The sequence below is a fragment of the Phenylobacterium sp. genome (assembly GCF_041916435.1).
Taxonomy (GTDB): domain Bacteria; phylum Pseudomonadota; class Alphaproteobacteria; order Caulobacterales; family Caulobacteraceae; genus Phenylobacterium.
Genome location: NZ_JAYRZM010000001.1, coordinates 768,991 through 792,426 on the forward strand (window position 1 = coordinate 768,991; position 23,436 = coordinate 792,426).

At 70.1% G+C, this 23,436-nt stretch carries 21 protein-coding genes; 12 read left to right on the forward strand and 9 right to left on the reverse strand.

The window, feature by feature from the left end; translation table 11 throughout:
- Nucleotides 1–6 precede the first annotated feature (6 nt).
- From ACE3TA_RS03810 to hflX, 7 genes are all read left to right on the forward strand, one after another.
- A complete protein-coding gene (locus ACE3TA_RS03810; RefSeq protein WP_374570592.1) occupies nucleotides 7–1,083 on the forward strand; it encodes a nitrogen regulation protein NR(II) in 1,077 nt (358 codons plus the stop codon).
- Nucleotides 1,080–2,501 (forward strand): nitrogen regulation protein NR(I), encoded by a 1,422-nt coding sequence (gene ntrC, locus ACE3TA_RS03815; RefSeq protein ID WP_374570594.1) that lies wholly within the window; start codon nucleotides 1,080–1,082, stop codon nucleotides 2,499–2,501. The genes ACE3TA_RS03810 and ntrC overlap by 4 nt, the downstream gene beginning before the upstream one ends.
- A 57-nt stretch (nucleotides 2,502–2,558) precedes the next feature.
- Nucleotides 2,559–4,781, forward strand: coding sequence for an ATP-binding protein (locus ACE3TA_RS03820; protein ID WP_374570596.1), 2,223 nt, complete (start codon nucleotides 2,559–2,561; stop codon nucleotides 4,779–4,781).
- An 8-nt stretch (nucleotides 4,782–4,789) separates the two neighbouring features.
- On the forward strand, nucleotides 4,790–6,181 hold the full coding sequence (locus ACE3TA_RS03825; RefSeq protein ID WP_374570598.1) for a sigma-54-dependent transcriptional regulator: 1,392 nt from the start codon (nucleotides 4,790–4,792) through the stop codon (nucleotides 6,179–6,181).
- Nucleotides 6,181–7,044 carry a D-amino-acid transaminase gene (locus ACE3TA_RS03830; RefSeq protein WP_374570600.1) on the forward strand — a complete coding sequence of 288 codons (864 nt, stop codon included), beginning with the start codon at nucleotides 6,181–6,183 and terminating at the stop codon, nucleotides 7,042–7,044. Before ACE3TA_RS03825 ends, ACE3TA_RS03830 begins: the two co-directional genes overlap by 1 nt.
- A 104-nt stretch (nucleotides 7,045–7,148) precedes the next feature.
- The gene (hfq, locus tag ACE3TA_RS03835; RefSeq protein ID WP_332043542.1) at nucleotides 7,149–7,394 is read left to right on the forward strand and encodes an RNA chaperone Hfq; all 246 of its coding nucleotides are present in this window, start codon (nucleotides 7,149–7,151) and stop codon (nucleotides 7,392–7,394) included.
- Nucleotides 7,391–8,707 (forward strand): GTPase HflX, encoded by a 1,317-nt coding sequence (gene hflX, locus ACE3TA_RS03840; protein WP_374570603.1) that lies wholly within the window; start codon nucleotides 7,391–7,393, stop codon nucleotides 8,705–8,707. The genes hfq and hflX overlap by 4 nt, the downstream gene beginning before the upstream one ends.
- Here hflX and ACE3TA_RS03845 read toward each other — a convergent pair.
- Entirely contained in the window at nucleotides 8,693–9,280 is a 588-nt protein-coding gene (locus ACE3TA_RS03845; RefSeq protein ID WP_374570605.1) for a TetR/AcrR family transcriptional regulator, read from the reverse strand. The two genes, hflX and ACE3TA_RS03845, sit on opposite strands and share 15 nt — an antisense overlap.
- A 77-nt stretch (nucleotides 9,281–9,357) precedes the next feature.
- On the opposite strand from ACE3TA_RS03845, the gene ACE3TA_RS03850 reads away from it, so the two are divergent.
- Complete coding sequence (locus ACE3TA_RS03850) at nucleotides 9,358–9,792, forward strand: PaaI family thioesterase (RefSeq protein WP_374570607.1); 435 nt, start codon at nucleotides 9,358–9,360, stop codon at nucleotides 9,790–9,792.
- On the opposite strand, the gene mazG is transcribed toward ACE3TA_RS03850, so the two are convergent.
- The 6 genes from mazG to ACE3TA_RS03880 form a co-directional block, all read right to left on the reverse strand.
- Entirely contained in the window at nucleotides 9,789–10,616 is an 828-nt protein-coding gene (gene mazG, locus ACE3TA_RS03855) for a nucleoside triphosphate pyrophosphohydrolase (protein WP_374570609.1), read from the reverse strand. The genes ACE3TA_RS03850 and mazG overlap by 4 nt on opposite strands.
- The gene (locus ACE3TA_RS03860) at nucleotides 10,591–11,994 is read right to left on the reverse strand and encodes an MFS transporter (RefSeq protein WP_374570611.1); all 1,404 of its coding nucleotides are present in this window, start codon (nucleotides 11,992–11,994) and stop codon (nucleotides 10,591–10,593) included. The genes mazG and ACE3TA_RS03860 overlap by 26 nt, the downstream gene beginning before the upstream one ends.
- Before the next feature lie 65 nt (nucleotides 11,995–12,059).
- The gene (locus ACE3TA_RS03865; protein ID WP_374570613.1) at nucleotides 12,060–12,569 is read right to left on the reverse strand and encodes a hypothetical protein; all 510 of its coding nucleotides are present in this window, start codon (nucleotides 12,567–12,569) and stop codon (nucleotides 12,060–12,062) included.
- Between the two features lie 101 nt (nucleotides 12,570–12,670).
- Nucleotides 12,671–14,482, reverse strand: coding sequence for an acyclic terpene utilization AtuA family protein (locus tag ACE3TA_RS03870; protein ID WP_374570615.1), 1,812 nt, complete (start codon nucleotides 14,480–14,482; stop codon nucleotides 12,671–12,673).
- Nucleotides 14,483–14,543: 61 nt separating this feature from the next.
- Nucleotides 14,544–14,930 (reverse strand): DUF302 domain-containing protein, encoded by a 387-nt coding sequence (locus tag ACE3TA_RS03875; protein WP_374570617.1) that lies wholly within the window; start codon nucleotides 14,928–14,930, stop codon nucleotides 14,544–14,546.
- A 23-nt stretch (nucleotides 14,931–14,953) separates the two neighbouring features.
- Entirely contained in the window at nucleotides 14,954–15,814 is an 861-nt protein-coding gene (locus ACE3TA_RS03880) for an MBL fold metallo-hydrolase (protein ID WP_374570619.1), read from the reverse strand.
- A 68-nt stretch (nucleotides 15,815–15,882) separates the two neighbouring features.
- On the opposite strand from ACE3TA_RS03880, the gene ACE3TA_RS03885 reads away from it, so the two are divergent.
- The 3 genes from ACE3TA_RS03885 (at nucleotide 15,883) to ACE3TA_RS03895 (ending at nucleotide 18,339) form a co-directional block, all read left to right on the forward strand.
- Nucleotides 15,883–16,209 carry an ArsR/SmtB family transcription factor gene (locus ACE3TA_RS03885; RefSeq protein WP_374570621.1) on the forward strand — a complete coding sequence of 109 codons (327 nt, stop codon included), beginning with the start codon at nucleotides 15,883–15,885 and terminating at the stop codon, nucleotides 16,207–16,209.
- A 2-nt stretch (nucleotides 16,210–16,211) separates the two neighbouring features.
- The gene (locus tag ACE3TA_RS03890; protein ID WP_374570623.1) at nucleotides 16,212–16,991 is read left to right on the forward strand and encodes a sulfite exporter TauE/SafE family protein; all 780 of its coding nucleotides are present in this window, start codon (nucleotides 16,212–16,214) and stop codon (nucleotides 16,989–16,991) included.
- A 67-nt stretch (nucleotides 16,992–17,058) separates the two neighbouring features.
- Nucleotides 17,059–18,339 carry a cation:proton antiporter gene (locus ACE3TA_RS03895; RefSeq protein ID WP_374570625.1) on the forward strand — a complete coding sequence of 427 codons (1,281 nt, stop codon included), beginning with the start codon at nucleotides 17,059–17,061 and terminating at the stop codon, nucleotides 18,337–18,339.
- 23 nt (nucleotides 18,340–18,362) lie between these two features.
- Here the strand turns inward: ACE3TA_RS03895 and ACE3TA_RS03900 are convergent, their stop codons facing one another.
- On the reverse strand, nucleotides 18,363–20,306 hold the full coding sequence (locus ACE3TA_RS03900) for an alkyl/aryl-sulfatase (protein ID WP_374570627.1): 1,944 nt from the start codon (nucleotides 20,304–20,306) through the stop codon (nucleotides 18,363–18,365).
- Between the two features lie 205 nt (nucleotides 20,307–20,511).
- On the opposite strand from ACE3TA_RS03900, the gene ACE3TA_RS03905 reads away from it, so the two are divergent.
- On the forward strand, nucleotides 20,512–22,140 hold the full coding sequence (locus ACE3TA_RS03905; RefSeq protein WP_374570629.1) for an ABC-F family ATP-binding cassette domain-containing protein: 1,629 nt from the start codon (nucleotides 20,512–20,514) through the stop codon (nucleotides 22,138–22,140).
- A gap of 231 nt (nucleotides 22,141–22,371) precedes the next feature.
- Here ACE3TA_RS03905 and ACE3TA_RS03910 read toward each other — a convergent pair whose 3' ends face one another.
- Complete coding sequence (locus tag ACE3TA_RS03910) at nucleotides 22,372–23,415, reverse strand: helix-turn-helix domain-containing protein (RefSeq protein WP_374570631.1); 1,044 nt, start codon at nucleotides 23,413–23,415, stop codon at nucleotides 22,372–22,374.
- Between the last annotated feature and the right edge of the window lie 21 nt (nucleotides 23,416–23,436).

The window sequence follows — 23,436 nt, forward strand, 5'->3', positions numbered from 1 at the left end:
TCGGGGATGAGCCTGGACACGTTGAAGGCCGCGGCCTTCGACCTCAGTCCGGAACCGGCCATGGTGGTCAGCGCCGACGGCGCGCTGGTCGCGGCGAACGAGGCGGCGGAGGCCCTGTTCGGCCAGGGCCTGGGCCTCCTGGCGCGCGGCCGCTTCCTGGCGGCCCTGCCGCCGGGCTCGGCGCTGGTCTCGCTGATCAATCGGGCGGTGGAGGAGGGCGGCCCTGTCCGCGAGCGCGGGGTGGAGATCTCGCTCTTCGGCCTGCCGCCCTTCGAGGCCGACGGCGCGGCCGCCCCGCTGGGCGACGGCTCGATCCTGCTCAGCCTGCACATCAGGGCCAACAACCTGGGCGCCGAGCGCGCCGAGAGCCTGCGCTCGATCGTCGGCCTGGGCCGGATCATGGCCCACGAGATCAAGAACCCGCTGGCCGGCATCCGCGGGGCCGCGCAGCTCCTGAAATCCGGCGCCAAGGCCGAGGACGCGCCGCTCGCCCAGCTCATCGTCGATGAGACCGATCGCGTGCGCCGCCTGGTGGACCGCATGGAGGCCTTCTCCGACGACGCGCCGCCCGTGCGCGCGCCGGTCAACATCCACCAGGTGCTCGACCGCGTCCGCGCCCTGGCCGCCAACGGCGTCGCCGACGGTCTGATCCTGCGCGAGACCTACGACCCCTCGCTGCCGCCCACCCTGGGCGACGAGGACCAGCTCATCCAGATCTTCCTGAATCTGGTGAAGAACGCGGCCGAGGCGGCCCATTCGCGGGGCGATGGCCGCGGCGCGATCACCATCACCACAGCCTATCGCCACGGGGTGCGGGTGCGCGCGGCCAAGGGCCAGGCGCTCCACGGCGCGCCGCTGGAGGTGCGGGTGGTGGACAACGGGCCGGGCGTGCCGCCGCACCTGCGCGACAGCCTGTTCCAGCCCTTCGTCACCACCAAGACCTACGGCGCGGGCCTGGGCCTTGCGCTGGTGGCCAAGCTCGTCGCCGGCCACGGCGGCCTGATCGACTTTGAATCCGAGCCTGGGCGCACCTCTTTCCGGGTGCTGTTGCCCATCGCTTCCCAGGAGGACCTCACGGCATGAACGCCGCGACCAAGAAAATCCTGATCGCCGACGACGACTCGTCCATCCGGCTGGTGCTGAGCCAGGCCTTCACCCGCCTGGGCTATCAGGTGCGCGCCACCGGCAACGCCTCGACGCTGCTCAAGTGGGTGTCGGACGGCGAGGGGGACCTCGTCGTCACCGACGTGGTGATGCCCGACGAGAACGCCTTCGACGTGCTGCCGCGCATCCGCAAGGAGCGCCCCAAGCTGCCCGTCATCGTCATGAGCGCCCAGAACACCTTGCTCACGGCGGTCAACGCCGCCGAGATCGGCGCCTTCGACTACGTGCCCAAGCCGTTCGACCTGGACGACATGACCTCGGTCGCGCGCCGCGCGCTCGCCCGGCCCGCCGACGCCGAGGCGTCCAAGGCCCAGGCCCGCGCCCTGCGCGACGAGCGTCTGCCGCTGATCGGCCGCTCAGGGCCGATGCAGGACGTCTACCGCACCATCGCCCGGCTGGTCGGCGCGGACCTGACGGTGCTGATCCTCGGCGAATCCGGCACCGGCAAGGAGCTGGTGGCCCGCGCCCTGCACGACATGGGCCGCCGCCGCGACGGCAAGTTCGTGGTCATCAACCTGGCCGCCGTGCCGCGCGAGCGGGTCGAGGCCGAGCTGTTCGGCCGCGAGGACGGGGCGCCGGGCAAGCTGATCGAGGCCGACGGCGGCACCCTGTTCCTCGACGAGATCGGCGACATGCCGCTGGACGCCCAGACCCGCCTGCTGCGCGTGATCGACGGCTCCGAGCAGGCGATCAATCCCAAGACCGGCCGCCGGCCCAACGTGCGCATCATCGCCGCCACCAACCGCGACCTGCGCGCCCTGATCCAGCACGGCCTGTTCCGCGAGGACCTGTTCTTCCGCCTGAACGTCGCGCCGATCCGCCTGCCGCCCCTGCGCGACCGGGTGGAGGACATTCCCGACCTCGCCCGCGCCTTCCTGCTGCGCGCCAACCGCGAGGGCCTGCCGGCCAAGACCATCGACGCCAGCGCCCTGGAGCGGCTGAAGCTGCACGCCTGGCCGGGCAACGTGCGCGAGCTGGAGAACCTGATCCGCCGGATCTGCGCCCTCTACGCCGAGGAGCTGATCACCGCCCGCATCGTCGAGCGCGAGCTGCAGGACCACACCCCGGCCGCGCCTGGCCAGGAAGGGCCGGTCACGCTCTCCACCCTGGTCGAGCGCCACCTGGCGGGCCACTTCGCCGAGCAGCCGGACGGCCTGCCGCCGCCGGGGCTCTATGATCGCGTGCTCGAGGAGGTGGAGCGTCCGCTGATCCAGCTCACCCTGGCCGCGACCCGTGGCAATCAGGTGCGCGCGGCCGAGATTCTGGGCCTGAACCGCAACACCCTGCGCAAGAAGATCCAGGATTTGGGCGTGGAGATGAATCGCGGCCGTCGCTGAAGCTTCAGCGCAACAACGCTGTTGAATTTGAGGCACAGTCACGCCTAATCTGCGCCTATGGCGTCGCCGGCTCCCGATGGTGGACCTGATGATGCGCCGACCACGAATCTGTGGCGTGCGCTCCAGTCCCGCTATGTGGTCGGCGGCGGCTACGCCTTCGCCGCGATCCTGACGGCGATCGCCATTCTCATGGCGGCTTCGCCGCCGGAGACGGGGCCGCTGGGCCCGGCCAGCCACCTGATCCTGACGATCCTGGGCTTCAATCTGATCCTGATCCTGGGATTGGCCGCGCTCACGGTGCTGCGCCTGCGCGACCTCTTGCGCGCCCGCGCGCGGGACGCCGGCGCGCGGCTGCACCTGCGGTTCGTCACCCTGTTCGCCCTGGCCGCCGTCGCGCCCGCCGTCGTCGTCGCCTTCTTCTATGGCGTCCTCGTCAACCGCGGCGTGGAGAACTGGTTCAGCCAGCGGGTGCAGACCGTGGTGGAGAACTCCGCCACGGTGGCGCGCTCCTACTTCGAGGACCAGACCGCCTACATTCAGCACCACATCGGCCTGATGGCGGTGGACCTCAACCGCGCCGCGCCGGCGCTGGGCTCCAGCCCGATCACCTTCAGCCAGTTCCTGGCCTACCAGGCTTCCTACCACGCCTTTCCGGCGGCCTATCTGATCGACCGGGACGGGCGCGTGCTGGCCCGGGCCGAGACGCCGGACGCCCCGGCCTTCGTCGTGCCGCCCGAGCGCAGCTTCAAGGCCGCGGACGACGGCGAGATCTCGCTGCGCGCCTTCGATTCGGCCGACCTGATGCGCGCGCTCTACCGGCTGAAGGACTATCCGGACGCCTATCTCTACGTGGCTCGCCCCGTGGAGCGGGGGATCATCGCCCACCTGAAGGAGACGCAGGATTCGCTCGCCTCCTACCGCGAGGCCGAGCAGAACCGCGCGCGGATCCAGGCGGCCTTCGCCCTCAGCTATTTCGAGACGGCCCTGCTGGTGCTCGTCGGCGCGGTGCTGCTGGGCATGTCCGCGGCCAACGCCATCGCCCGGCCGGTGGCGCGGCTGGTGCAGGCGGCCGGGCGCGTGGCCGCCGGCGACCTCACCGCGCGCGTCGACGCCGAGCACGACCCGCCGGAGATCGGCGTGCTCTCCCACGCCTTCAACAGCATGACCAACGACCTGCAGGTCCAGCAGGCCGCGCTCAGCCGCGCGCGGGAGGAGGCCGAGACCCGCAGCCAGTTCATCGAGACCGTGCTGGCCGAGGTCAGCGCCGGCGTGATCGGCCTGGACGTGGACGGCCGGATCTCGGCGGTCAACCGGGCCGCGGCGGCGCTGCTGCACCTGCCGCGCGACCAGGGCCGCGGCCGCGCGCTGGCGGACGTGGCGCCCGAGCTGGCGGGCGTCGCCGAGCGCGCCGGCGCCACCGGCGAGGCCGAGGAGGAGGTCGACGTCTCGCGCGACCGCGAGACCTATCGCCTGCGCGTGCGCGCCAACCAGAGCGAGGGCGGCCTGGTGTTGACCTTCGACGACATCACCCGGCTCGTGGCCGCCCAGCGCAACGCCGCCTGGAAGGACGTGGCCCGGCGCATCGCCCACGAGATCAAGAACCCGCTGACCCCGATCCAGCTCTCCGCCGAGCGCCTGCGCCGCAAGTTCCGCAAGAATGTGGCCAGCGGCGACCTGGAGACCTTCGACCGCTGCACCGACACCATCGTGCGGCAGGTGGGCGACATCGGCCGCATGGTGGACGAGTTCTCGGCCTTCGCGCGGATGCCGGCGCCGGTGTTCGCCGAGCAGGACGCCGCCGAGCTGCTGCGCGCGGCGGTGTTCGCCCGCCGCGTGGCCTCGCCGGACATCAAGGTCGAGCTGGTCGAGCCGACGCCCGAGGCGACCATCGTCGCTGATGGCCGCATGCTCTCCCAGGCCCTGACCAACGTCCTGAAGAACGCCGCCGAGGCGGTCGCCGCCCGGCGCGAGGCCGAGCCGAAGCTGAAGGGCCAGATCACCGCCCAGCTGGTGGTGGACGACGACGGCGTGGCGTTCGAGATCGAGGACAACGGCGTGGGCCTGCCCCCCAAGGACCGCGACCGCCTCACCGAGCCCTATGTGACGACCCGCGAGAAGGGCACCGGCCTTGGCCTGGCGATCGTCAAGCGGGTCATGGAGGACCACGGGGGCGAACTGATCCTGACCGACGCGCGCGGCGGGCAGGGGGCCCGGGCGATCCTGCGGGCGCCGACGACGGCCCGGGCGGCCCAGGCCGCGCGCACGACTGAAACTGTCTGAGGTGGATGATGGCGGCTGACATCCTGGTGGTCGACGACGAAGCGGACATCCGCGAGCTCGTGGCGGGCATTCTGTCGGACGAGGGCTACGCCGTGCGCACGGCCGCCGACTCCGAACAGGCGCTCGGCGCGATCCGCGCGCGCAAGCCGTCGCTGCTGATCCTGGACATCTGGATGCAGGGCGGAGGGATGGACGGCCTGGAGCTTCTAGATCTGGTCAAGAAGCTCGACGCCGACCTGCCGGTGATCATGATCTCCGGTCACGGCAACATCGAGACGGCGGTGTCGGCGATCAAGCGCGGGGCTTACGAGTTCCTGGAAAAGCCGTTCAAATCCGACCGCTTGCTGCTGGTTGTGGAACGCGCGCTTGAAGCGGCGAACCTGCGCCGGGAGAACCGGCGCCTGCGCACCCAGGCGATCGAGCCGGAGGGCCTGCTCGGCCGCTCGATGGCCGCCCAGCAGATGCGCCAGATGATCAGCAAGCTCGCCTCGGCCAACAGCCGCGTGCTGATCGCCGGCCCGCCCGGCTCGGGCAAGGAGACGGTGGCCCGCCTGATCCACCAGGACAGCCCGCGCGCCCATGGCGAGTTCGTCGCCATCAGCGCCGCCGGCATGACCCCCGAGCGGATGGACGTGGAGCTGTTCGGCGAGGACGCCGCGGGCGGCCGCCCCGCCAAGATCGGCGTGTTCGAACGCGCCCACGGCGGCACGCTCTACCTCGACGAAGTGGCCGACATGCCGCGCGAGACCCAGAGCCGCATCCTGCGCGTGCTGGTCGACCAGCGGTTCCGCCGGGTGGGCGGGGATTCCGACGTGCAGGTCGACGTGCGCGTGATCTCCTCCACCTCGCGCGACCTGCGCGAAGAGATCGAGGCCGGTCGCTTCCGCGAGGACCTGTTCCATCGCCTCAACGTCGTGCCGGTGAACGTGCCGGGCCTGGCCGAGCGGCGCGAGGACATTCCCGAGCTGGTCGACTACTTCATCCAGCGCATCTGCGAGGCCACCGGCATGGCCCGCCGCCAGCTCGCCGACGACGCCCTGGCCGCCTTCCAGGTCCGCGCCTGGCCCGGCAACCTGCGGCAACTGCGCAACAACGTCGAGCGCATGCTGATCCTGGCTTCGGGCGATCCGGCCGAGCCGATCACCGCCGACATGCTGCCGCAGGAGCCCGCCCAGACCGAGCAGGGCTCGACTCTGGGCGCCGAGCGCATCATCGCGCTGCCGCTGCGCGAGGCCCGCGAGGTGTTCGAGCGCGAGTACCTGAACGCCCAGATGCTGCGCTTCTCGGGCAACATCTCGCGCACGGCGGCCTTCATCGGCATGGAGCGCTCGGCCCTGCACCGCAAGCTGAAGTCATTGGGTCTGTCCGGCGCGCGCGCCGTTGAAGAGGATGTCGGTTGATGGGGCGTGTCGCCTATGTGAACGGACGGTTCGTTCCCCATGCCGAGGCCGCGGTGCACATCGAGGATCGCGGCTACCAGCTCGCCGACGCGGTCTATGAGGTCTGGGCCCTGTTCGACGGCAAGATGGGCGACGCCGAGGGCCACTTCGCCCGCCTGGAGCGCAGCCTGGCCGAGCTGCGCATCCCGATGCCGATGAGCCGGCGGGCGCTGACGATCGTCCTGCGCGAGACCGTGCGCCGCAACCGCGTGCGCGAAGGACTGCTCTATCTGCAAATCAGCCGCGGCGTCGCGCCGCGCGACCACGCCTTCCCCGGCGCGGAGACGCCCCCCTCGATCGTCATCACCTGCAAGGCGGTCGACCGGTCCGCGGCCCAGGCCAAGGCCGAGAAGGGCTGCGCCGTGATCACCGTGCCGGAGAACCGCTGGGGCCGCTGCGACATCAAGACCGTGGGCCTGTTGCCCAACGTCCTGGCCAAGCAGGCCGCGCGCGAGCGCGGCGCGGTGGAGGCCTGGTTCGTCGACGAGCTCGGCCTCGTCACCGAAGGCGCCTCGTCTAACGCCTGGATCCTCGATTCCGACGGCGTGCTGCGCACCCGCGACACCAACGCCAACATCCTGCGCGGCGTCACCCGGCGCACCTTGATGGACGTGATCGCCGAGACAGGCCTGAAGGTTGAGGAGCGCCCCTTCACCGCCGAAGAGGCGCTGCACGCCCGCGAGGCCTTCATTACCGGCGCCGGCAGCCTGGTGACGCCGATCACCGCCATCGACGGCAAGCCGGTGGGCGACGGCGCCGTGGGCGAGGTGGCGCTGAGGCTTCGCAGCCTCTATATCGAGCGTGCGAAGGCCACGGCTGTCTGAACGGCGCGCCTGCGATTGCGCCGGTCACGAAACACGGTCTAGCCTCAACTTGCGTGTGTGGAGGGCGGTGTCGTCCTCCGATCAAAACAAAGGGCGAAAAGCCAATGAGCGACAAGAAACAGAACCTGCAGGACACGTTCCTCAACAGCGTGCGCAAATCCAAGACGCCGCTGACCATCTTCCTGGTGAACGGCGTGAAGCTGCAGGGTGTGGTGAGCTGGTTTGACAACTTCTGCGTGCTTCTGCGCCGGGACGGCCAGTCGCAACTGGTCTACAAGCACGCCATTTCCACCATCATGCCGGCCCAGCCCGTGCAGCTCTACGAGCCGGCGGAAGACGAGGCGGATTGACCGCGAAATTCATTGACCGCGAGGCGCCGCCCCAGCGCGCCCTCGTGATCCACCCGGACCGGGAGGAGCGTGGCTTCTCCCGCACGGCTGAGGCCCGGCTCGAAGAAGCCGTCGGCCTGGCGATGGCGCTCGACCTGGTGATCGAGGGGCGTCTGATCGCGCCCCTGCGCCGGCTGACGCCCGCCACCCTGTTCGGCAAGGGCAAGGTCGCCGAGATCGGCGAGGCCGTTGAAGCCGACGAGATCGACGTCGTGGTCGTCGACGACGCGCTGACGCCGGTGCAGCAGCGCAACCTGGAACGCGCCTGGAAGGCCAAGGTGATCGACCGCACCGGCCTGATCCTGGAGATCTTCGCCCGCCGCGCGCGCACCCGCGAGGGCCGCCTGCAGGTGGAGCTGGCGCGCCTGTCCTACGAGCGCTCGCGCCTGGTGCGCACCTGGACCCACCTGGAGCGCCAGCGCGGCGGCTTCGGCGTGATGGGCGGGCCCGGCGAAACCCAGATCGAGACCGACCGGCGCCTGCTTGCCGAGAAGATCGGCAAGCTGAAGCGCGACCTCGTCGAGGTGCGCCGCACGCGCACCCTGCAGCGGGGCGCGCGCCAGCGCCACCCGTACCCGGCCGTGGCCCTGGTCGGCTACACCAACGCCGGCAAGTCGACCCTGTTCAACCGGCTCACCGCCGCCGAGGTGGTGGCCCAGGACATGCTGTTCGCCACCCTGGACCCCACCTTGCGGATGCTGAAGCTGCCCGACGGCCGCCCGGCGATCCTGTCCGACACCGTGGGCTTCATCTCCGACCTGCCGCACGAGCTGGTCGAGGCCTTCCGCGCCACCCTGGAGGAGGTGCGCGAGGCCGACGTGATCCTCCACGTTCGCGACATCGCCAGCGAGGAAAGCGATGCGCAGGCGCAGGACGTGCGCGGCGTGCTCGATCGCCTGGGCGTGGACATCGAGGAGCGCAACGTCCTGGAGGTCTGGAACAAGATCGACCAGGTTCCGGCCGATCAGCGGGCCCTCTTGGAAGGCGACGCGCGCCGCGCCCATCCGCCGGCGATCCTGGTCTCGGCGGTCACCGGCGAGGGCTGCGACGCCTTGCTGGCCGCCGTCGCCGACCTGGTCGACGAAGCCGCCCCCGTCGAGGCGCACGTGCCGGTGGGCGAGGGGGCGGCCATCGCCTGGCTCTATCGCCACGGCCGGGTGATCGACCGCACCACCGAAGACGACGGCGCCGTGCGCCTGGCCGTGCGGCTGACGCCCCAGGCCCTCGGCCAGTTCGAGCAGCTCTTCCCCAGCGCCGAGCTACGCGGCGGCTGACCGCGCCGCCGCAAGCGCCCGCACGCCGTCCACCAGGGTCATCAGCGCCTCTTCGAACTCGGGCTCATAGAGCTCGGGCCGCTCCTCCAGCACCGCCGCGCGGATCGCGCCGATGACCGCGCGGCTGATCGCGTAGGCTTCGGTCCTGGTCAGCCCCTCGATCGGCGGCAGCAAGGCGCGCGTGCGGTCGGTCTCGCCGCCCAGGGCGCGTGCGCTCTCCTCGGCCATCGCCGCGCGCACGACCGCCTTGCGCAGGGTCGGCCGGCCTTCGAAGGCGTGGATCTGGCGATGGATGATCACGCGCACCGGATCGGCCGCCCCGGCGATCTCCGCCGCCATGCGCTCGCGCATCCGGCCGACCTCGCGGCGCGACAGGGCCACCAGAATCGCCTGCTTGTTGGGGAAGTACTGGTAGAGCGAGCCGATGCTCACGCCGGCCCGCTCGGCGACCCGGTTGGTGTTGAAGCCGGCCTCGCCGGCCTCCTCCAGAATCTGAGCCGCCGCCTCCAGCACGGCCGTCTCGGTGGCCTTCGAGCGCTCCTGCTTCGGCCTGCGCCTTGGCTCCGCGGCCATCGTCCCTCCCACGCGCTCAAAGGCGAGTTTCGAAACCTGAGCTTAGCTCGGAAAGTCGCCGCGCAAAGGAGACCCGCATGAATTGGTGGACCGAACGGCTCGACGCCCTGAAGGCCGGCGCGGCCGATGTTCCCCTGGTGACCCGCACCCTGCGCATGGGCCTGCTGGACGACTGGGGCGAGGGCTGGACACGCAAGACCTGGGAGCCTGACCCGGCGGTGATCGGGCCTGACGGGACGCTGTTCGGCGGCCACCTGGCTGCGCTCGCCGACCAGTCGGCCGCCTTCGCCGCCATGACCGTGATGGCCGAAGACGAGGTGTTCCGCACCACCAATCTGGCGGTGCAGTACTTTCGCGTCAGCCCGGCGCTCGCCCTGCGGATCGAAGGGCGCGTCGTGGCCCGCACCAGGCGGCTGGTCTCGGTGGAGGTGGATTTCCGCCGCCCCGACGGCCAGCTTGTCGCCAAGGCCACGGCGCAGCAGGTCGTGCTGCCGGCCGGCGCGCCGCCCTAGGCTTTCTCGGCCGCCTTGGCCGCGTTCCAGAGGGCGTCCATCTCCTCCAGGCTCGACTCGTCCGGCGTCTTGCCGCGCTCGGCCAGCGCCGCCTCGATGAAACGGAAGCGGCGCACGAACTTGGCGTTGGTGAAGCGCAGGGCGTCCTCCGGCTCGATGTCGAGCTTGCGGGCGAGGTTGGCCATCACGAACAGCACGTCGCCCAGCTCCTGGCGGGCGAGCTCGGCGTCGCCGGCGGCGATCTCGGCGCGCAGTTCGCCGATCTCCTCCTCCAGCTTGGCCAGCACGAAGTCCACGTGCGGCCAGTCGAAGCCGACGCGGGCGGCCCGCTTGGTCAGCTTCACCGCGCGGGTGAGGGCGGGCAGGCCGGCCGGCACGTCGTCCAGCAGGCTGCCGTCGCGGCCCTTGCCGGCGCGCTCGGCGGCCTTCACCACCTCCCAGGCCTCGGTCTGCTCGGCGCTGGTGCGATAGTCGGCCTCGCCGAACACGTGCGGGTGGCGGCGGATCATCTTCTCGGAGATGACCTCGGCCACGTCCTCGAAGTCGAACTGGCCGGCCTCCTCGGCCATGCGCGCATGGAACACCACCTGCAGGAGCAGGTCGCCCAGCTCCTCCTTCAGGTCCTTCAGGTCGCCGCGCTCGATCGCGTCGGCCACCTCGTAGGCTTCCTCGACAGTGTAGGGCGCGATGGTGGCGAAGGTCTGCTCCAGGTCCCACGCGCAGCCGCCCTCGGGATCGCGCAGCCGCGCCATGATGGCCAGCAGGCGATCGATCGGGCGCTCGGCCTCGGCCTGCGCCCTATTCGGCGAGGCGGGCGGCGACATGGATCTCCTCGGTGACGACGACTTCGCTCATGGCCAGCGCCTCGCCTTCGGCCAGGTCGCGCTCGGCCAGGGCCATGCGGATCTCGGCGTGGCGCTCGGCGGTGAGCGGGAAGCCGATGACGATCCAGCTCGCCATCAGGGCCAGGGCCGCCGGGATCGCCGCGAACAGGAACGACAGGCCGGCCAGGCCGGTGTCGACGCCCTCGGCCTTGGCGTCGAAGCCCATGGCCTGCAGCGCGGTGAAGCTCGCGCCCACGGCGGCGGCGGCGGCCACCTTCACCGTGCCGTTCAGCAGGGCGTAGAGCAGGCCCGTGCGGTCCTCGCCGCTCTCGAGCCGCTCCTCGTCGCCGATGTCGGCCATCATCGCCCGCAGCAGGAAGGCCCCGGCGGCGTAGGGCACGCCGATCATGAACATCAGGATCGCCGCGATCGGCAGGTTGCCCGGCGGGATTAGCAGGGCCGACATGGTCATGGTCGCGTAGACCACCCCGGAGATCGCCAGCGCCCGGTGCTTGCCGATGCGCATGGAAAGCCAGGTCCACACCGGCGCGCCGACCAGCCCGCCGATGAAATAGATCAGCAGCAGCGCGCTCGCCTCGCCCTTCTCGAAGTCCTTCACCCGCTGGAAGAAGAAGAAGAACAGCGCCCCGGTGATCGACGGGCCCGTGCCGATCAACAGGTCGGCGACCAGGATGCGCACCACGGACGGCCGACGGATCAGCGCCAGGTATTCCTTGAGGCCGGCGTGCTTGGGCTTGGTGGTGATCCGTGGCTCCGGCACGCGCCACAGCGCCAGGCCCACGAACACCGGCATCAGGATCACGATGAACCAGCCCATGGCCGCCACGCCCTGGGCGTGGCCCTTCACCCCGACCAGCGGCAAGAGCGCCGGCAGGGTCAGCACCAGGATCATGCCCACGACGTTGCCGGCTTGCCAGAAGCCGTAGATCCGCGACCGCTGGTCGTAGTTGGGCGACAGCACCGCGGCCCAGGCCAGGTGGGCGAGGGTGGCGATCGAGAAGCCGGCGTAGACCACCAGCAGCCAGAACCACAGATAGAGCTCGCTGACGCCCGCCTTGGCCATGAACAGCATGTACGAGGCCAGCATCAGCATCGGCGTGGCGATGGCGAACCACAGCTTGAAGCGGCCGAGCGGCGTGCGCGTGCGGTCCATCACCGAGCCGATGAACGGGTCGAATCCCATGTCAAGGAAGCGCACCGCCATGAAGGCCGTGCCGACCGCGGTCAGGCTGAGCCCCAGCTCGCTGGCGTAGAACTCCGGCAGATAAACCACCAGCGGCAGGCCAAGGCCGGCCAACGGAAGACAGGGGGAGGCCAAAGCCGCCAGGGTCCAATTCGACCGCCGCTCGTTCGTCATGCAAATCCCTCAATGAACGCGCGGATCAGACCCTGCGGCGCTCGCTGGGGCAAGCCATATCGGCGTTATCGGGACGCGAGCAGCTCCCCGCGCGCCACGCGGCGGGCGAAGCGGTCGATGGTCCAGTTGGCGTCCGACCAGGTGGTTTGCATCGGCGCGTTGCGGATGTCGGTCTCGTACCAGCTGTACTTGATCGGCGTCTCCACGCCGTCGGCGCTCACCGCCTTGCCCTCGATCCGCGCGCCGCCGACGCCGAAGCTGAGGAACGACAGCCCGGGCTTGTCGGAAAGCTGCTTGAAGGTCGGCCGGTTCGGCACCGCGTCCACCAGCACCAGGTCCACGTGGCCGCCGGCCAGGGCGCCGGTGCGGCCCAGTTCGCGCTGCACGTCGCGCTGCAGTTCGGCGGCCAGCTCGTTGATGTCCCGCTCGCCGTACTTGTCGTGCGCCAGCTTCTGCAGCTTCGGCCCGACGGAGACGGTGACCTCAGGCGCCGGCGCCTGGCTGGAATAGACCTCGGCCGAGGCGCTGGTCGCGAAGGCGACGGCGGCGAGGGCGGCGATGGGCAGGACACGCATGGCGGACTCCTGAAACGCGTTCGATCGGCCCTGAACATAAGGCGTCGCTCGCGGCCAAACGAGGGCCGGCTTGTTTCATGACCGCGATTTCATTTCGCCGGTCAGGTCTGCGGCGCCAGCTCCGCGGGAACCGCCAGCTCCATGTCCAGAAGCTGCTGGGCCTTGCCCTTGGCGAGCGGGTCGAGCCGCAGGCTGGCGAACTGCCCGCCGCCCAGCGCCTGGATGCAGTGGAGATTCAGCGCGTCCAGGCCGGGAACCTCGTAGCGGATCACCTGCGGGTTCGGCGCGCCCTCGAACTCGTGCGCGAAAAAGGTCTTCACCGCGGCCTCGCTCAGCGCCTCGCGGATCCAGGGCAGATATTCGGGGCGTCGGGCGATCACGCCCACGTTGAAGGCGTCGCCCTTGTCGCCGGACCGGGCCCAGGCCAGGTCGATCAGCCGCACGCTCGCCATCTCGCCCTCGGCCTTCGGCGCGGCCGGCGGCTGCGGCCGCTCGACCATCTCGGCGCTGAACGGCGTTTGCGGCGGCGTCACCGCCACCTCCAGGCGCTCGCCGTCCAGGTCCACGGCGGCGGGAACGTCCTGTCGCGGGATCAGCACCGAGAACACCCGGCTCACCGGCGAGATCGTCGGCTGGCCGCCGAACCAGCCGGTCGAGCCCACGCTCATCGAGGTGGTCGGCGAGGCGAATTCGCGGGTCATCAGCTTCAGGGCGGCGGCGTCCTCGTGCTCCGCGCCCACGCGGCAGACCACCTCGCGGGTCGCCCGGGCCTCGGGCCGGGCGTTGGCGCCGTAGCTCGACTCAGCGCCCAACACCTCGATGCGCGTGTCGCGGAACGGCGGCAGGTTGCGGTCGCGCAGCATCTCGCTCACCCGCTCCAGCACCGCGGCCGCCTGGCGCTCGGCCTTCCTGGCCGCGTCGCGCCCGACGACCGGCATGGCGCCCAGGAAGCGCGAGCCGTCCTGGAAGGTGACGCACACCTTGTAGCTTCCGCTCGGCGGATAGCCCTTGGCGCCGGTCACCCGCACCCGCTGCGGCCCGGCCGCCTCGACCTTCACCTGGGCGAAGTCGCACACCACGTCGGGCAGGGCGTAGGCCTGGGGATCGCCCACCTCGTAGAGGATCTGCTCGGCCACCGCCGCCGGCGACACCAGCCCGCCGGTCCCGGCCGGCTTGGTCACCACGAAGCTCCCGTCGGCGTGGCATTCGATGATCGGATAGCCGATGTGCGCCCAGTCCGGCACGTCCTCCCAGTCGGTGAAGAGCCCGCCGGTCGCCTGGGCGCCGCACTCGATCACGTGGCCGGCCAGCGATCCGGCCGCCAGCCGGTCCAGGTCGGCCTCGGTCCAGCCGAACTCGTGCATCAAGGGGCCCAGGGTCAGGGCGCTGTCGACCACCCGTCCGGTGATCACCATGTCCGCGCCGGCCGCCAGCGCCGCGGCGATCGGCTTGGCGCCCAGATAGGCGTTGGCGGTGAAGACCTTGGCGGTGTCGGGGAAGGGCGCGCCGGTGAACATTTCGGTCAGGCCCCGGCCGGCCAGCTCCGCCAGCCGCGGGGTCAGGTCGTCGCCCTCGACGACCGCGATCTTGAAGTCCAGCCCGGCCTCGCGGGCCAGGGCCTCCATCCGCGCGCGGCAGGCCCGCGGGTTCACCCCACCGGCGTTGGTGACCATGCGCACGCCCTGCGCCTTCAGCTCACGCAGGTTGTCCTTCCACACCCATTCGGTGAAGTCCCGCGCATAACCCTCGTCAGGACTTGCGGATTTCATCCGGCCGAGCGCAGCCATCGTCGCTTCGGCCAGGTAGTCGAGGATGATGTAGTCGAGGCCGCCGGCGGCCAGCAGTTGCGGCGCGGCGACCGAGGAATCGCCCAGGAATCCGCCCCCGCCGCCGATCTTCACCACCCTGGCCATGCCGCATCCTCCCTGTGTGCGCCAAGGAGACCGCGGCTGCCCGCACGGAAGGCAAGCCGGCTCAGAGCCGGGCGATCGCCGCCTTCAGCTTGTCGGCGACGAGTTGGGCCTTCTCCTTCAGCGCCGGATTGTCGATCGCCTGCATCGAGGCCACCGGGTCGATCGCGGCCACCTCCGCGCGGCCTTCGCCCAGGTCCTGCACCACGACGTTGCAGGGCAGCATGGCGCCGACCTTGTCCTCCAGCTTCAGCGCCTCGTGGGCCAGCCCCGGATTGCAGGCGCCCAGGATCAGATACGGCCGGAAATCGACGCCGATCTTGGTCTGCAGGGTCTTCTGCACGTCGATCTCGGTGATCACGCCGAAGCCCTCGGCGGCCAGGGCCTCGCGGGCCTTGGCGACGGCGTCGGCGAACGGCGCCTGCAGCGTCTTGGCGAAATAGTAGCTCATGGCTTGCTCCTGGGATCGGGGGCTCAGACGACCTTGACCGGCAACCGCAGGAAGACCTTGCCGTCGGCGGCGGGCGGGGGCAGGGCGCCGGCGCGGATGTTCACCTGCAAGGAGGGCAGGATCAGGACCGGCGGCGCAAGGGTCGCGTCGCGCGCCTGGCGGCGCTGCACGAACTCGGCCTCGCTCACCCCCTCATGGACGTGCACGTTCCTGGCCCGCTCGTCGGCCACCGTGGTCTCCCAGGCGAAGCTCTTGCGCCCCTCGGGCAGGTAGTCGTGGCCGACGAAGATCTTCGTCTGCGGCGGCAGCGACAGGATCCGCTGGATCGACCGGTAGAGCGTGGTCGCGTCCCCGCCGGGAAAGTCGGTCCGCGCCGTGCCGTAGTCAGGCATGAACAGGGTGTCGCCGACGAACGCCGACCCGTCGATCAGATAGGTCACGCAGGCGGCGGTGTGTCCGGGCGTGTGCATCACGCCGATGGTCGATTCGCCGAGCTGCAGCTCGTCGCCGTCGGCCACCAGCCGGTCGAACACCGAGCCGTCGGGCGTGACGTCGTCGGCGTCGAAGATCGGGGCGAAATGGGCCTGCACCTGGCCGATGTGGTCGCCGATCACCACCTTCGCGCCGGTCGTCTTGCGGATGTGGTCGGCGGCCGACAGGTGGTCGGCGTGGGCGTGGGTCTCCAGCACGTAGCGCAGCTTCAGCCCGCGCTCGGCTGCGTATGTCATGACGGCGTTGGCCGAGACGGTGGAGACGGTCGCCGACTTCGGCTCGTAGTCGAGCACCGGATCGATGACGGCGGCGTCCTTGGTCTGCTCGTCCCACACCAGATAGGTGATGGTCGAGGTGGCCTCGTGGAAGAAGGCGTGATGCTGAACGGACATGCCAGGCTCCTTTTCACCGCCAATATATGCACCATTGCTAAATTAGCAACATGGCATATATTCGTCACATGGCGAAACCAACGCACGTCGTCAGCGACCTGGAAACCAACGCCCGCGAGGCGGCCGATCTCCTGCGCGTGATGGCCAACGAGCATCGCCTGCTGGTGCTGTGCGCCTTGCGTGGCGGAGAGCTTTCCGTGGGACAGCTCGCCGAGCTGGTCGGCCTGTCGCAATCGGCCCTGTCGCAGCATCTGGCCCGCCTGCGCAGCGACCGCGTCGTCGCCACCCGCCGCCAGGGCCAGACGATTTTCTACAGCATCGCCGACGAGGACGCCGCCGCCCTGCTCGAGGCCCTGGCCGGCGTGATGAGCCGGCGGCGGGAGAGGGGCGCCTGACCATGGACCTGACCGTCACGACGATCGTGCTGGCCGTGCTCAGCGGCTCGGCGGTGGGCCTGCTGCTCGCCCTGTTCGGCGGCGGCGGCTCGGTGCTGGCCACGCCGCTGCTGCTCTATGTAGTCGGCGTGAAGGACCCGCACGTGGCCATCGGCACCTCCACCGCCGCCGTGGCGGTCAACGCGGCGATGAACCTGATGGGGCACGCCCGCGGCGGGCGGGTGAAGTGGCCCTGCGCCAGCGTGTTCGCCGCGGCCGGGCTCGCCGGCTCCTTCGCCGGCTCGACCGTCGCCAAGATGGTCGATGGCCAGCGGCTCTTGCTCTTCTTCGCCTTCGCCATGGCGGCCATCGCGCTTTCGATGCTGCGCAGGCCGAAGGACGAGGGCGACCCGGCCGTCCACATCACCGCCCGGCTGATGGCGCGGCTCGCGCCCATGGGCCTGGTCACCGGCTTCGCCGCCGGCTTTTTCGGCATCGGCGGCGGCTTCCTGATCGTGCCGGGCCTGATGGCGGCCACTGGCATGACCCTGGCCAACGCCACGGCCTCCTCGCTGTTGTCGGTCGCCATCTTCGGCGCGGCGACCTCCACCAACTACGCCCTGTCGGGCCTGGTCGACTGGCCGGTGGCCGGCCTCTTCATCGCCGGCGGCGCGGTCGGCGGCTGGATCGGCCTGCAGGGCGCGCGGTTCCTGGCGGGCAGGGCCCTCTTGGGCCGCCGGCTGTTCGCCGCCCTGGTGCTCGTCGTCGCCGTCTACGTCGCCTACCGCGCGCTCGGCGGGTGACGCCCGCGGCGGGCTCGGCTACTTCGGCGGGGCGGCGAGGCGAAGCGCCGCGTTTCGGGGATGAGCCATGGACCTGATCGCCTTGTCGGCGTTCGACGCGGCCGCGATCGTCATCGTGCTGGTCGCGGTGCTCGGCTATCTGAACCATCGCTTCCTGCGCATGCCCCAGACCATCGCGCTCACCATCGTCGGCGCGCTGGCCTCGCTGGTGGTCATCGGCATCGACCGCGCCCTGCCGGGCAGCGACCTGGCGGGCCTGACCCGCGACTTCCTCGAGCGCGTCGACTTCCAGTCGACCCTGATGGACGGGATGCTCTCGTTCCTCCTGTTCGCCGGCGCCCTGCACGTGGACCTGGCCCAGGTGCGCCTGGGGCGCGGCCCGATCATCGCGCTCAGCACCCTGGGGGTGGTCGTCTCCACCGTGCTGATCGCCGCCGGCTTCAAGCTGATCAGCCTGCTCATCGGCGTCGAGGCGCCGTTCATCTGGTGCCTGGTGTTCGGCGCCCTGATCAGCCCCACCGATCCGGTCGCCGTGCTCGGCATCCTGAAGGGCGCCAGCGTGCCGCCCACGCTCGAGGCCACCGTCGGCGGCGAGAGCCTGTTCAACGACGGCGTCGGCGTGGTGGTCTTCACCATCCTGCTCGCCGCCGCCACCGGCGGCGAGGCGCTGACCTTCAGCCACGCCGGCCAGCTCTTCCTGGAGGAGGCCGGCGGCGGCGCGCTCCTGGGCCTCGTCATCGGCTGGATCGCCTTCCGCGCCATGCGCTCCATCGACAACTACAACGTCGAGGTGCTGATCAGCCTGGCCGTGGTCATGGGCGGCTACGCCCTGGCCCATCCGCTGCACGTCAGCGGCCCCGTCGCCATGGCCGTCGCCGGCCTGGTGATCGGCAACCACGGGGTCGCCTACGCCATGAGCGACACCACCCGCGACTACCTCATCAAGTTCTGGGCGCTGATCGACGAGATCCTGAACGCCGTGCTCTTCCTGCTGATCGGCCTGGAGGGCGTGGCGCTGAGCGCCCGCGTGGGCCTCTTGGGCGCGGGCCTGCTGGCCGTGCCGATGATCCTGCTGGCCCGCGGGCTTTCGGTCGCCGGGCTGCTGGTCTTCTGGCGAAAGCTGCTGCCGTTCAACCTGTCCCTGCCGATCCTCACCTGGGGCGCGCTGCGCGGCGGCATCTCCATCGCGCTCGCCCTGTCGCTGCCCGCGGGGCCGGTGAAGGACCTGATCGTGGCGACCACCTACGTCGTGGTGATGTTCTCGGTCGTCGTCCAGGGCTCGACCATGGGCCCGCTGGTCGGCCGGCTGACGGCCAGGGCGCAGAAGGGCGCCGGGCAGGGGGCCTGAGCCCCCGCCGCGGCTGAGCGCCGCTAGGGCGTGACGATCGCGAAGCCGGGCGTCGGCTTGTCGAGCCAGCTCACGAACTTGGCCAGGGCCGCCGGATCGCCGGAGATCTTCGCCTCGCCCGAGGCGATCTTGCCGGCCAGCGGCTCGCCCGTCACCAGCGCCTTCAGAAGATCGCCGCGGTTGACGGTGAGGGTGGCGTCCACCGGACCCTTGGGCGGCGCCTCGCGGTGGATCAGCACGCCGTTCTCCACCGTCACCGAGACCTGCTCGTTGCGGTTGGGGAAGACGAAGGCGAGCTTGACCGCGCCGTCGCCGGCCTTGGCCGGATCGATGCGCGTCGCCATCAGGCTGAAGATGTCCGCCGTGGGCAGGGCCGCGGCCATGCCGCCGCCGGCCAGGCCCTGGGCCTTGGCCACGCCTTCACGCAGTTCCTGAGAAGCCGTCAGGTACATGTTGCGCCACAAGGCGTTTTCGCTTTGCCAGGCGAGCTGGTCGTACGACCGGGCCAGGAGCTCGCGCGCCGCCTTGTCCCCGGCGTCGGCGAACACCTCGCGGTTCAGCAGTTCGGCCGCCCAGGCGTAGTCGCCCTTGTCGAAGGCGGCCTTGGCCAGCTCGCGCACCCGCTCGGCGCCGCCCAGCGCCTCCACATAGCGCTTGCCGCCGTCCTGCGGCGTCAGCGGCGCCAGGTGCACCGGATTTCCGTCGTACCAGCCCATGTAATACTGGTAGACGGCCCGCGAATTGAAGCTGAACGAGCCGTAGTAGGGGCGGTCGTACCAGGCCTGCTCGAGCGCCGGCGGCAGCTTGATCGCCGCGGCGATCTCGTCGCCCGTCATGCCCTGGTTCATCATCCGCACGGTCTGGTCGTGCAGATAGGCGTAGGCGTCGCGGTGCTTGGCCAGGAACTGGGCCACTGCGTCGGCGCCGAACCGCGGCCAGGCGTGGCTGGTGATCATCACGTCGTAGCCGGCGAACATGTCGGCCGCCTCGGTCAGGCCGTCGGCCCAGCGCTTGGCGTCGCGCACCACGGCGCCGCGCGGGGTCAGGATGTTGTGCTGGGTGGCGTTGGCGTTCTCGGCCATGTCCACGACCTTCCAGTCGGGGAAGGCGATGTTCATCTCGGCCGGCGCCTCGGTGCCCGGCGTCACCTGGAACAGGAGATGTACGCCGTCCAGGGTCAGTTCGGTCCCGGTCGTCTCGATCTCCCGGGTCGGCGGCAGCAGCGACTGCGTGCCGATCGCCAGCCCCTGGCCGATGCCGGAGTTGACCGTGCCGGTCGGCCCGCGCGCCAGCGGCGTGCCGAGCTGGTACTGGGCGCGGCGGCCCATGGCCGGGCCGGCGATCACGTTCTCGCTGACCGCGGCCTCCATGAAGCCCTTGGGCGCGATGATCGGCGCGTCCGCCGTCATGAACGGCTTCAGACCGCCCGTGCCGCCGAAATGGTCGCCGTGCGAATGGGTGATGATGATCGCCGTGATCGGCCGCTTGCCGAGCTTCTCGCTGACCAGGTCATAGGCCGCCTGCGCGGTTTCCTCGGACGTCAGGGTGTCGATGACGATCCAGCCGGTGTCGCCCTGCACGAAGGTGATGTTGGCCAGGTCGAAGCCGCGCACCTGGTAGATGCGGTCGGTCACCTTGAAGAGGCCGCTCTTGGCCAGCAGCTCGGCCTGGCGCCACAGGCTGGGGTTCACCGTCGCCGGCGCGTCGCCCTTGGCGAAGGAAAAGGCGTTGAGATCCCACACGACGCGTCCGTCCGCCGCGCGGATCAGCGGGTCCTTCAGCGTGCCCATGTAGCCGCGGCTGGCGAAATCGAAGTCCTGGCGGTCGGCGAAGGGGGCGGCGGCCGCCACGGCCTTGTTGTGGGCGATCGTCGCGGCGGTCGGCGGATCGCTCTCAGCCAGCGCCGGCGCGCCGAGGACGAAGACGGATGCGCCGGCGACAGCCGTCGCGGCCAGGGAACGAAGCACGGGCGTTTCTCCCAGATCTCATTGTCGGCGCGACGCAGGCGCGCGAGCGCATCAAGCCGAAGTCGGCGGTGGAGAATGTCCAGGAAGTGACAATTGAGCCGAGGGGACGTCCGAGGGATGGGGGCGGTCGCGCTGCGGCCCTGGGGCGATCTGCCCATAGGCTGAGGGTGGTGTTCGCCTCGCTCCCGCGCTAGCAGGCCGACCCATGATCCGCCTCGACAATATCTCCAAGCAGAACGGCCACCAGATCCTGTTCATCGAAGCCTCGATGGGCGTCCAGAAGGGCGAAAAGGTCGGGCTTGTCGGCCCCAACGGCGCGGGCAAGACGACGCTCTTCCGCATGATGACCGGTCAGGAGCAGCCCGACGACGGCTTGGTCGCGATCGATCCTGGCATGACGATCGGCTATTTCAGCCAGGACGTCGGCGAGATGGCGGGCCAGAGCGCGGTCGCCGCGGTGATGGATGGCGTGGGTCCCGTCAGCGCGCTGGCCGCCGAAATGGCCAGGCTCGAGGCGGCCATGGTCGATCCGGATCAGGCCGACGACCTTGACGCCAACATGGAACGCTATGGCGAGGTGCTGGAGCGCTTCCAGGAAATGGACGGCTACGCCCTGGAAGCACGGGCGCGTGAAGTGCTGGCCGGCCTGAGCTTCAGCCAGGAACGCATGGACGGCGATGTCGGCCTGCTGTCAGGCGGCTGGAAGATGCGGGTGGCGTTGGCCCGCATCCTGATCATGCGTCCCGACGGCATGCTGCTGGACGAACCCAGCAACCACCTCGACCTGGAAAGCCTGATCTGGTTGGAGGCCTTCCTCAAGACCTACGACGGCGCGCTGCTGATGACGTCGCACGACCGCGCCTTCATGAACCGCATCATCGGCAAGGTGGTGGAGATCGACGCCGGTTCGCTCATCACCTATTCGGGCGATCTCGACTTCTACGACCAGCAGCGCGCGCTCGGCGAGCAGCAGCGCCAGGCGCAGTACGAGCGCCAGCAGGCCATGCTGGCCAAGGAAATCAAGTTCATCGAGAAGTTCAAGGCGCGCGCCTCGCACGCCGCCCAGGTCCAGAGCCGCGTCAAGAAGCTCGACAAGATCGAGCGCGTAGAGCCTCCGCGCCGCCGCCAGTCGGTTCGGTTCGAGTTCAGGAGCCCGCCGCGGTCGGGTGAGGACGTGATCAGCCTGCGCAATGTCCACAAGGGCTACGGCGCCCAGCCGATCTATGAAGGCCTCGATTTCCTGGTGCGCCGCAAGGAACGCTGGTGCGTGCTCGGCGCCAACGGCGCCGGCAAGTCGACGCTGTTGAAACTGGTGGCCGGCGCCACCGCGCCCGACCAGGGCGCGGTCAACATCGGCGCCAGCGTCAAGATGGGCTATTTCGCCCAGCACTCGATGGACCTGCTGGACGGCGAGGACACCATCTTCGAGTCTCTTGACGACGCCTTCCCGCAGGCGGGGCAGGGCGCGTTGCGCACGCTGGCGGGGTGTTTCGGCTTCTCCGGCGACGATGTCGAAAAGCCTTGCCGCGTCCTGTCCGGCGGCGAGAAGGCGCGTCTGGTCATGGCCAAGATGCTGTTCGATCCGCCGAATCTGCTGGTGCTCGACGAGCCGACCAATCACCTCGACATGGCGACCAAGGAGATGCTGGTCGCGGCCCTGGCGGACTTCGAGGGCTCCATGCTCTTCGTCTCGCACGACCGCCATTTCCTGGCGGCCCTGTCGAACCGCGTGCTGGAGCTGACGCCGGAGGGCGTCCATCAGTACGGCGGCGGCTACACGGAATATGTCGCCCGCACGGGCCAGGAAGCGCCGGGTCTGCACCCTGAAGGGTGAGCGGCCGACATCCGGCCCATGCTCGAAGTCCGGACCTGGCGCCCGGCCTCCATCTCCCGAGGTTCGATTCCCCCGGGCTGGTCAGGGATCGAACCTGCGGCTTCGGACACTCGACAAGGCCGACCGATGGCGATCCGCGGGGACGGGTTCCTGTTCAGCCCGGCGGCGGGCCGACGCCGTGGGGCTCAGCGAGGTCGCAGAGCCAATCCTGCGCGCGCCCGGCTCGGCGCGTCATGCCTGCAGTTCGGGCGCGCGCAGGATCGGACGGGGCGGGCGGCCTTGCTGGCGAAAGACGATGGGCGAGACGCCATATCGCGCCTTGAACGCCGTGGAGAAGTTGCACTGATGGCGGAAGCCCGCCATCGCGGCGATGTCGGAGACGGGCACGTCGGTCGTCGCCAGCAGGTTTCGGCCCAGCTCGATCTTGCGGCTCTGGACGTACTCCGAAACGCTCATCTGGAAGAGGTTCTTGAAGCCGTAGTACAGCTTGTTGCGATTGATCCCGACCCGCTGGCTCAGCGCCTTCATCGTCGGGGGATGGGCCAGGTTCTCGTCCAGGATCATGCGCGCGGCCTGGATCGCCTCGAGGTCGCGATCCGTGAGCCGCACCTGCAGCGACTCGATGCTGTGATCATTGAGCAGGTGGTCCAGCGCAAGGATCAGCAACTCGTCGGCCTTGCGCGCCACGTAGGCGCGGCCCAGTCCGCCGCGCGGCCGCACGCCGCCAATGAGATTGGTCGTCAACGCCTTCAGCGCCGGCGTGAGCGCGAACGGCCGATAGATGATGTCGTCGTCCGCGGTCGGCGCGCCCTTCAGGCGGAACGGCAGATCGTCAGGGTCGATGCCCGCCAGATGGCTCAGCCGTTCGGGCTTGCAGCAGATGGTCACCCACTGCAGACGCGAGCTGGGTGAGACGACCTCCACGGCCACGTCGGTCGGCGGCATGCGGATCAACCGCCAGGACGGCTGCAGCTCCTGGACGCTGAGCTGCGAGCCGAACGCCATGTCGATGTAGATGTCGAGGCTGAAGTTCAGCCGGATCCAGTCGCCGTCGCGCACATAGAAGGTGCGGCCCGCGCGAAAGGCGCAGTCGAACATAAGGACGCGCAGATCGTCGTCGGCGTAGTACTCGATCTCCCCGGCGCCGTCCTGAGGGTGCAGTTCGATGCGGCTGAGGCTCGAGCCCTGACCTTCCTCGCTGCTGGTCGTGGAGAACTCGCCGACCTTGGCGCAGGCCAGCAGGTCGTCGATATCTCCCCATTGGAACTCGTGCATCGCGCGGCGGCTTTCGGCTGA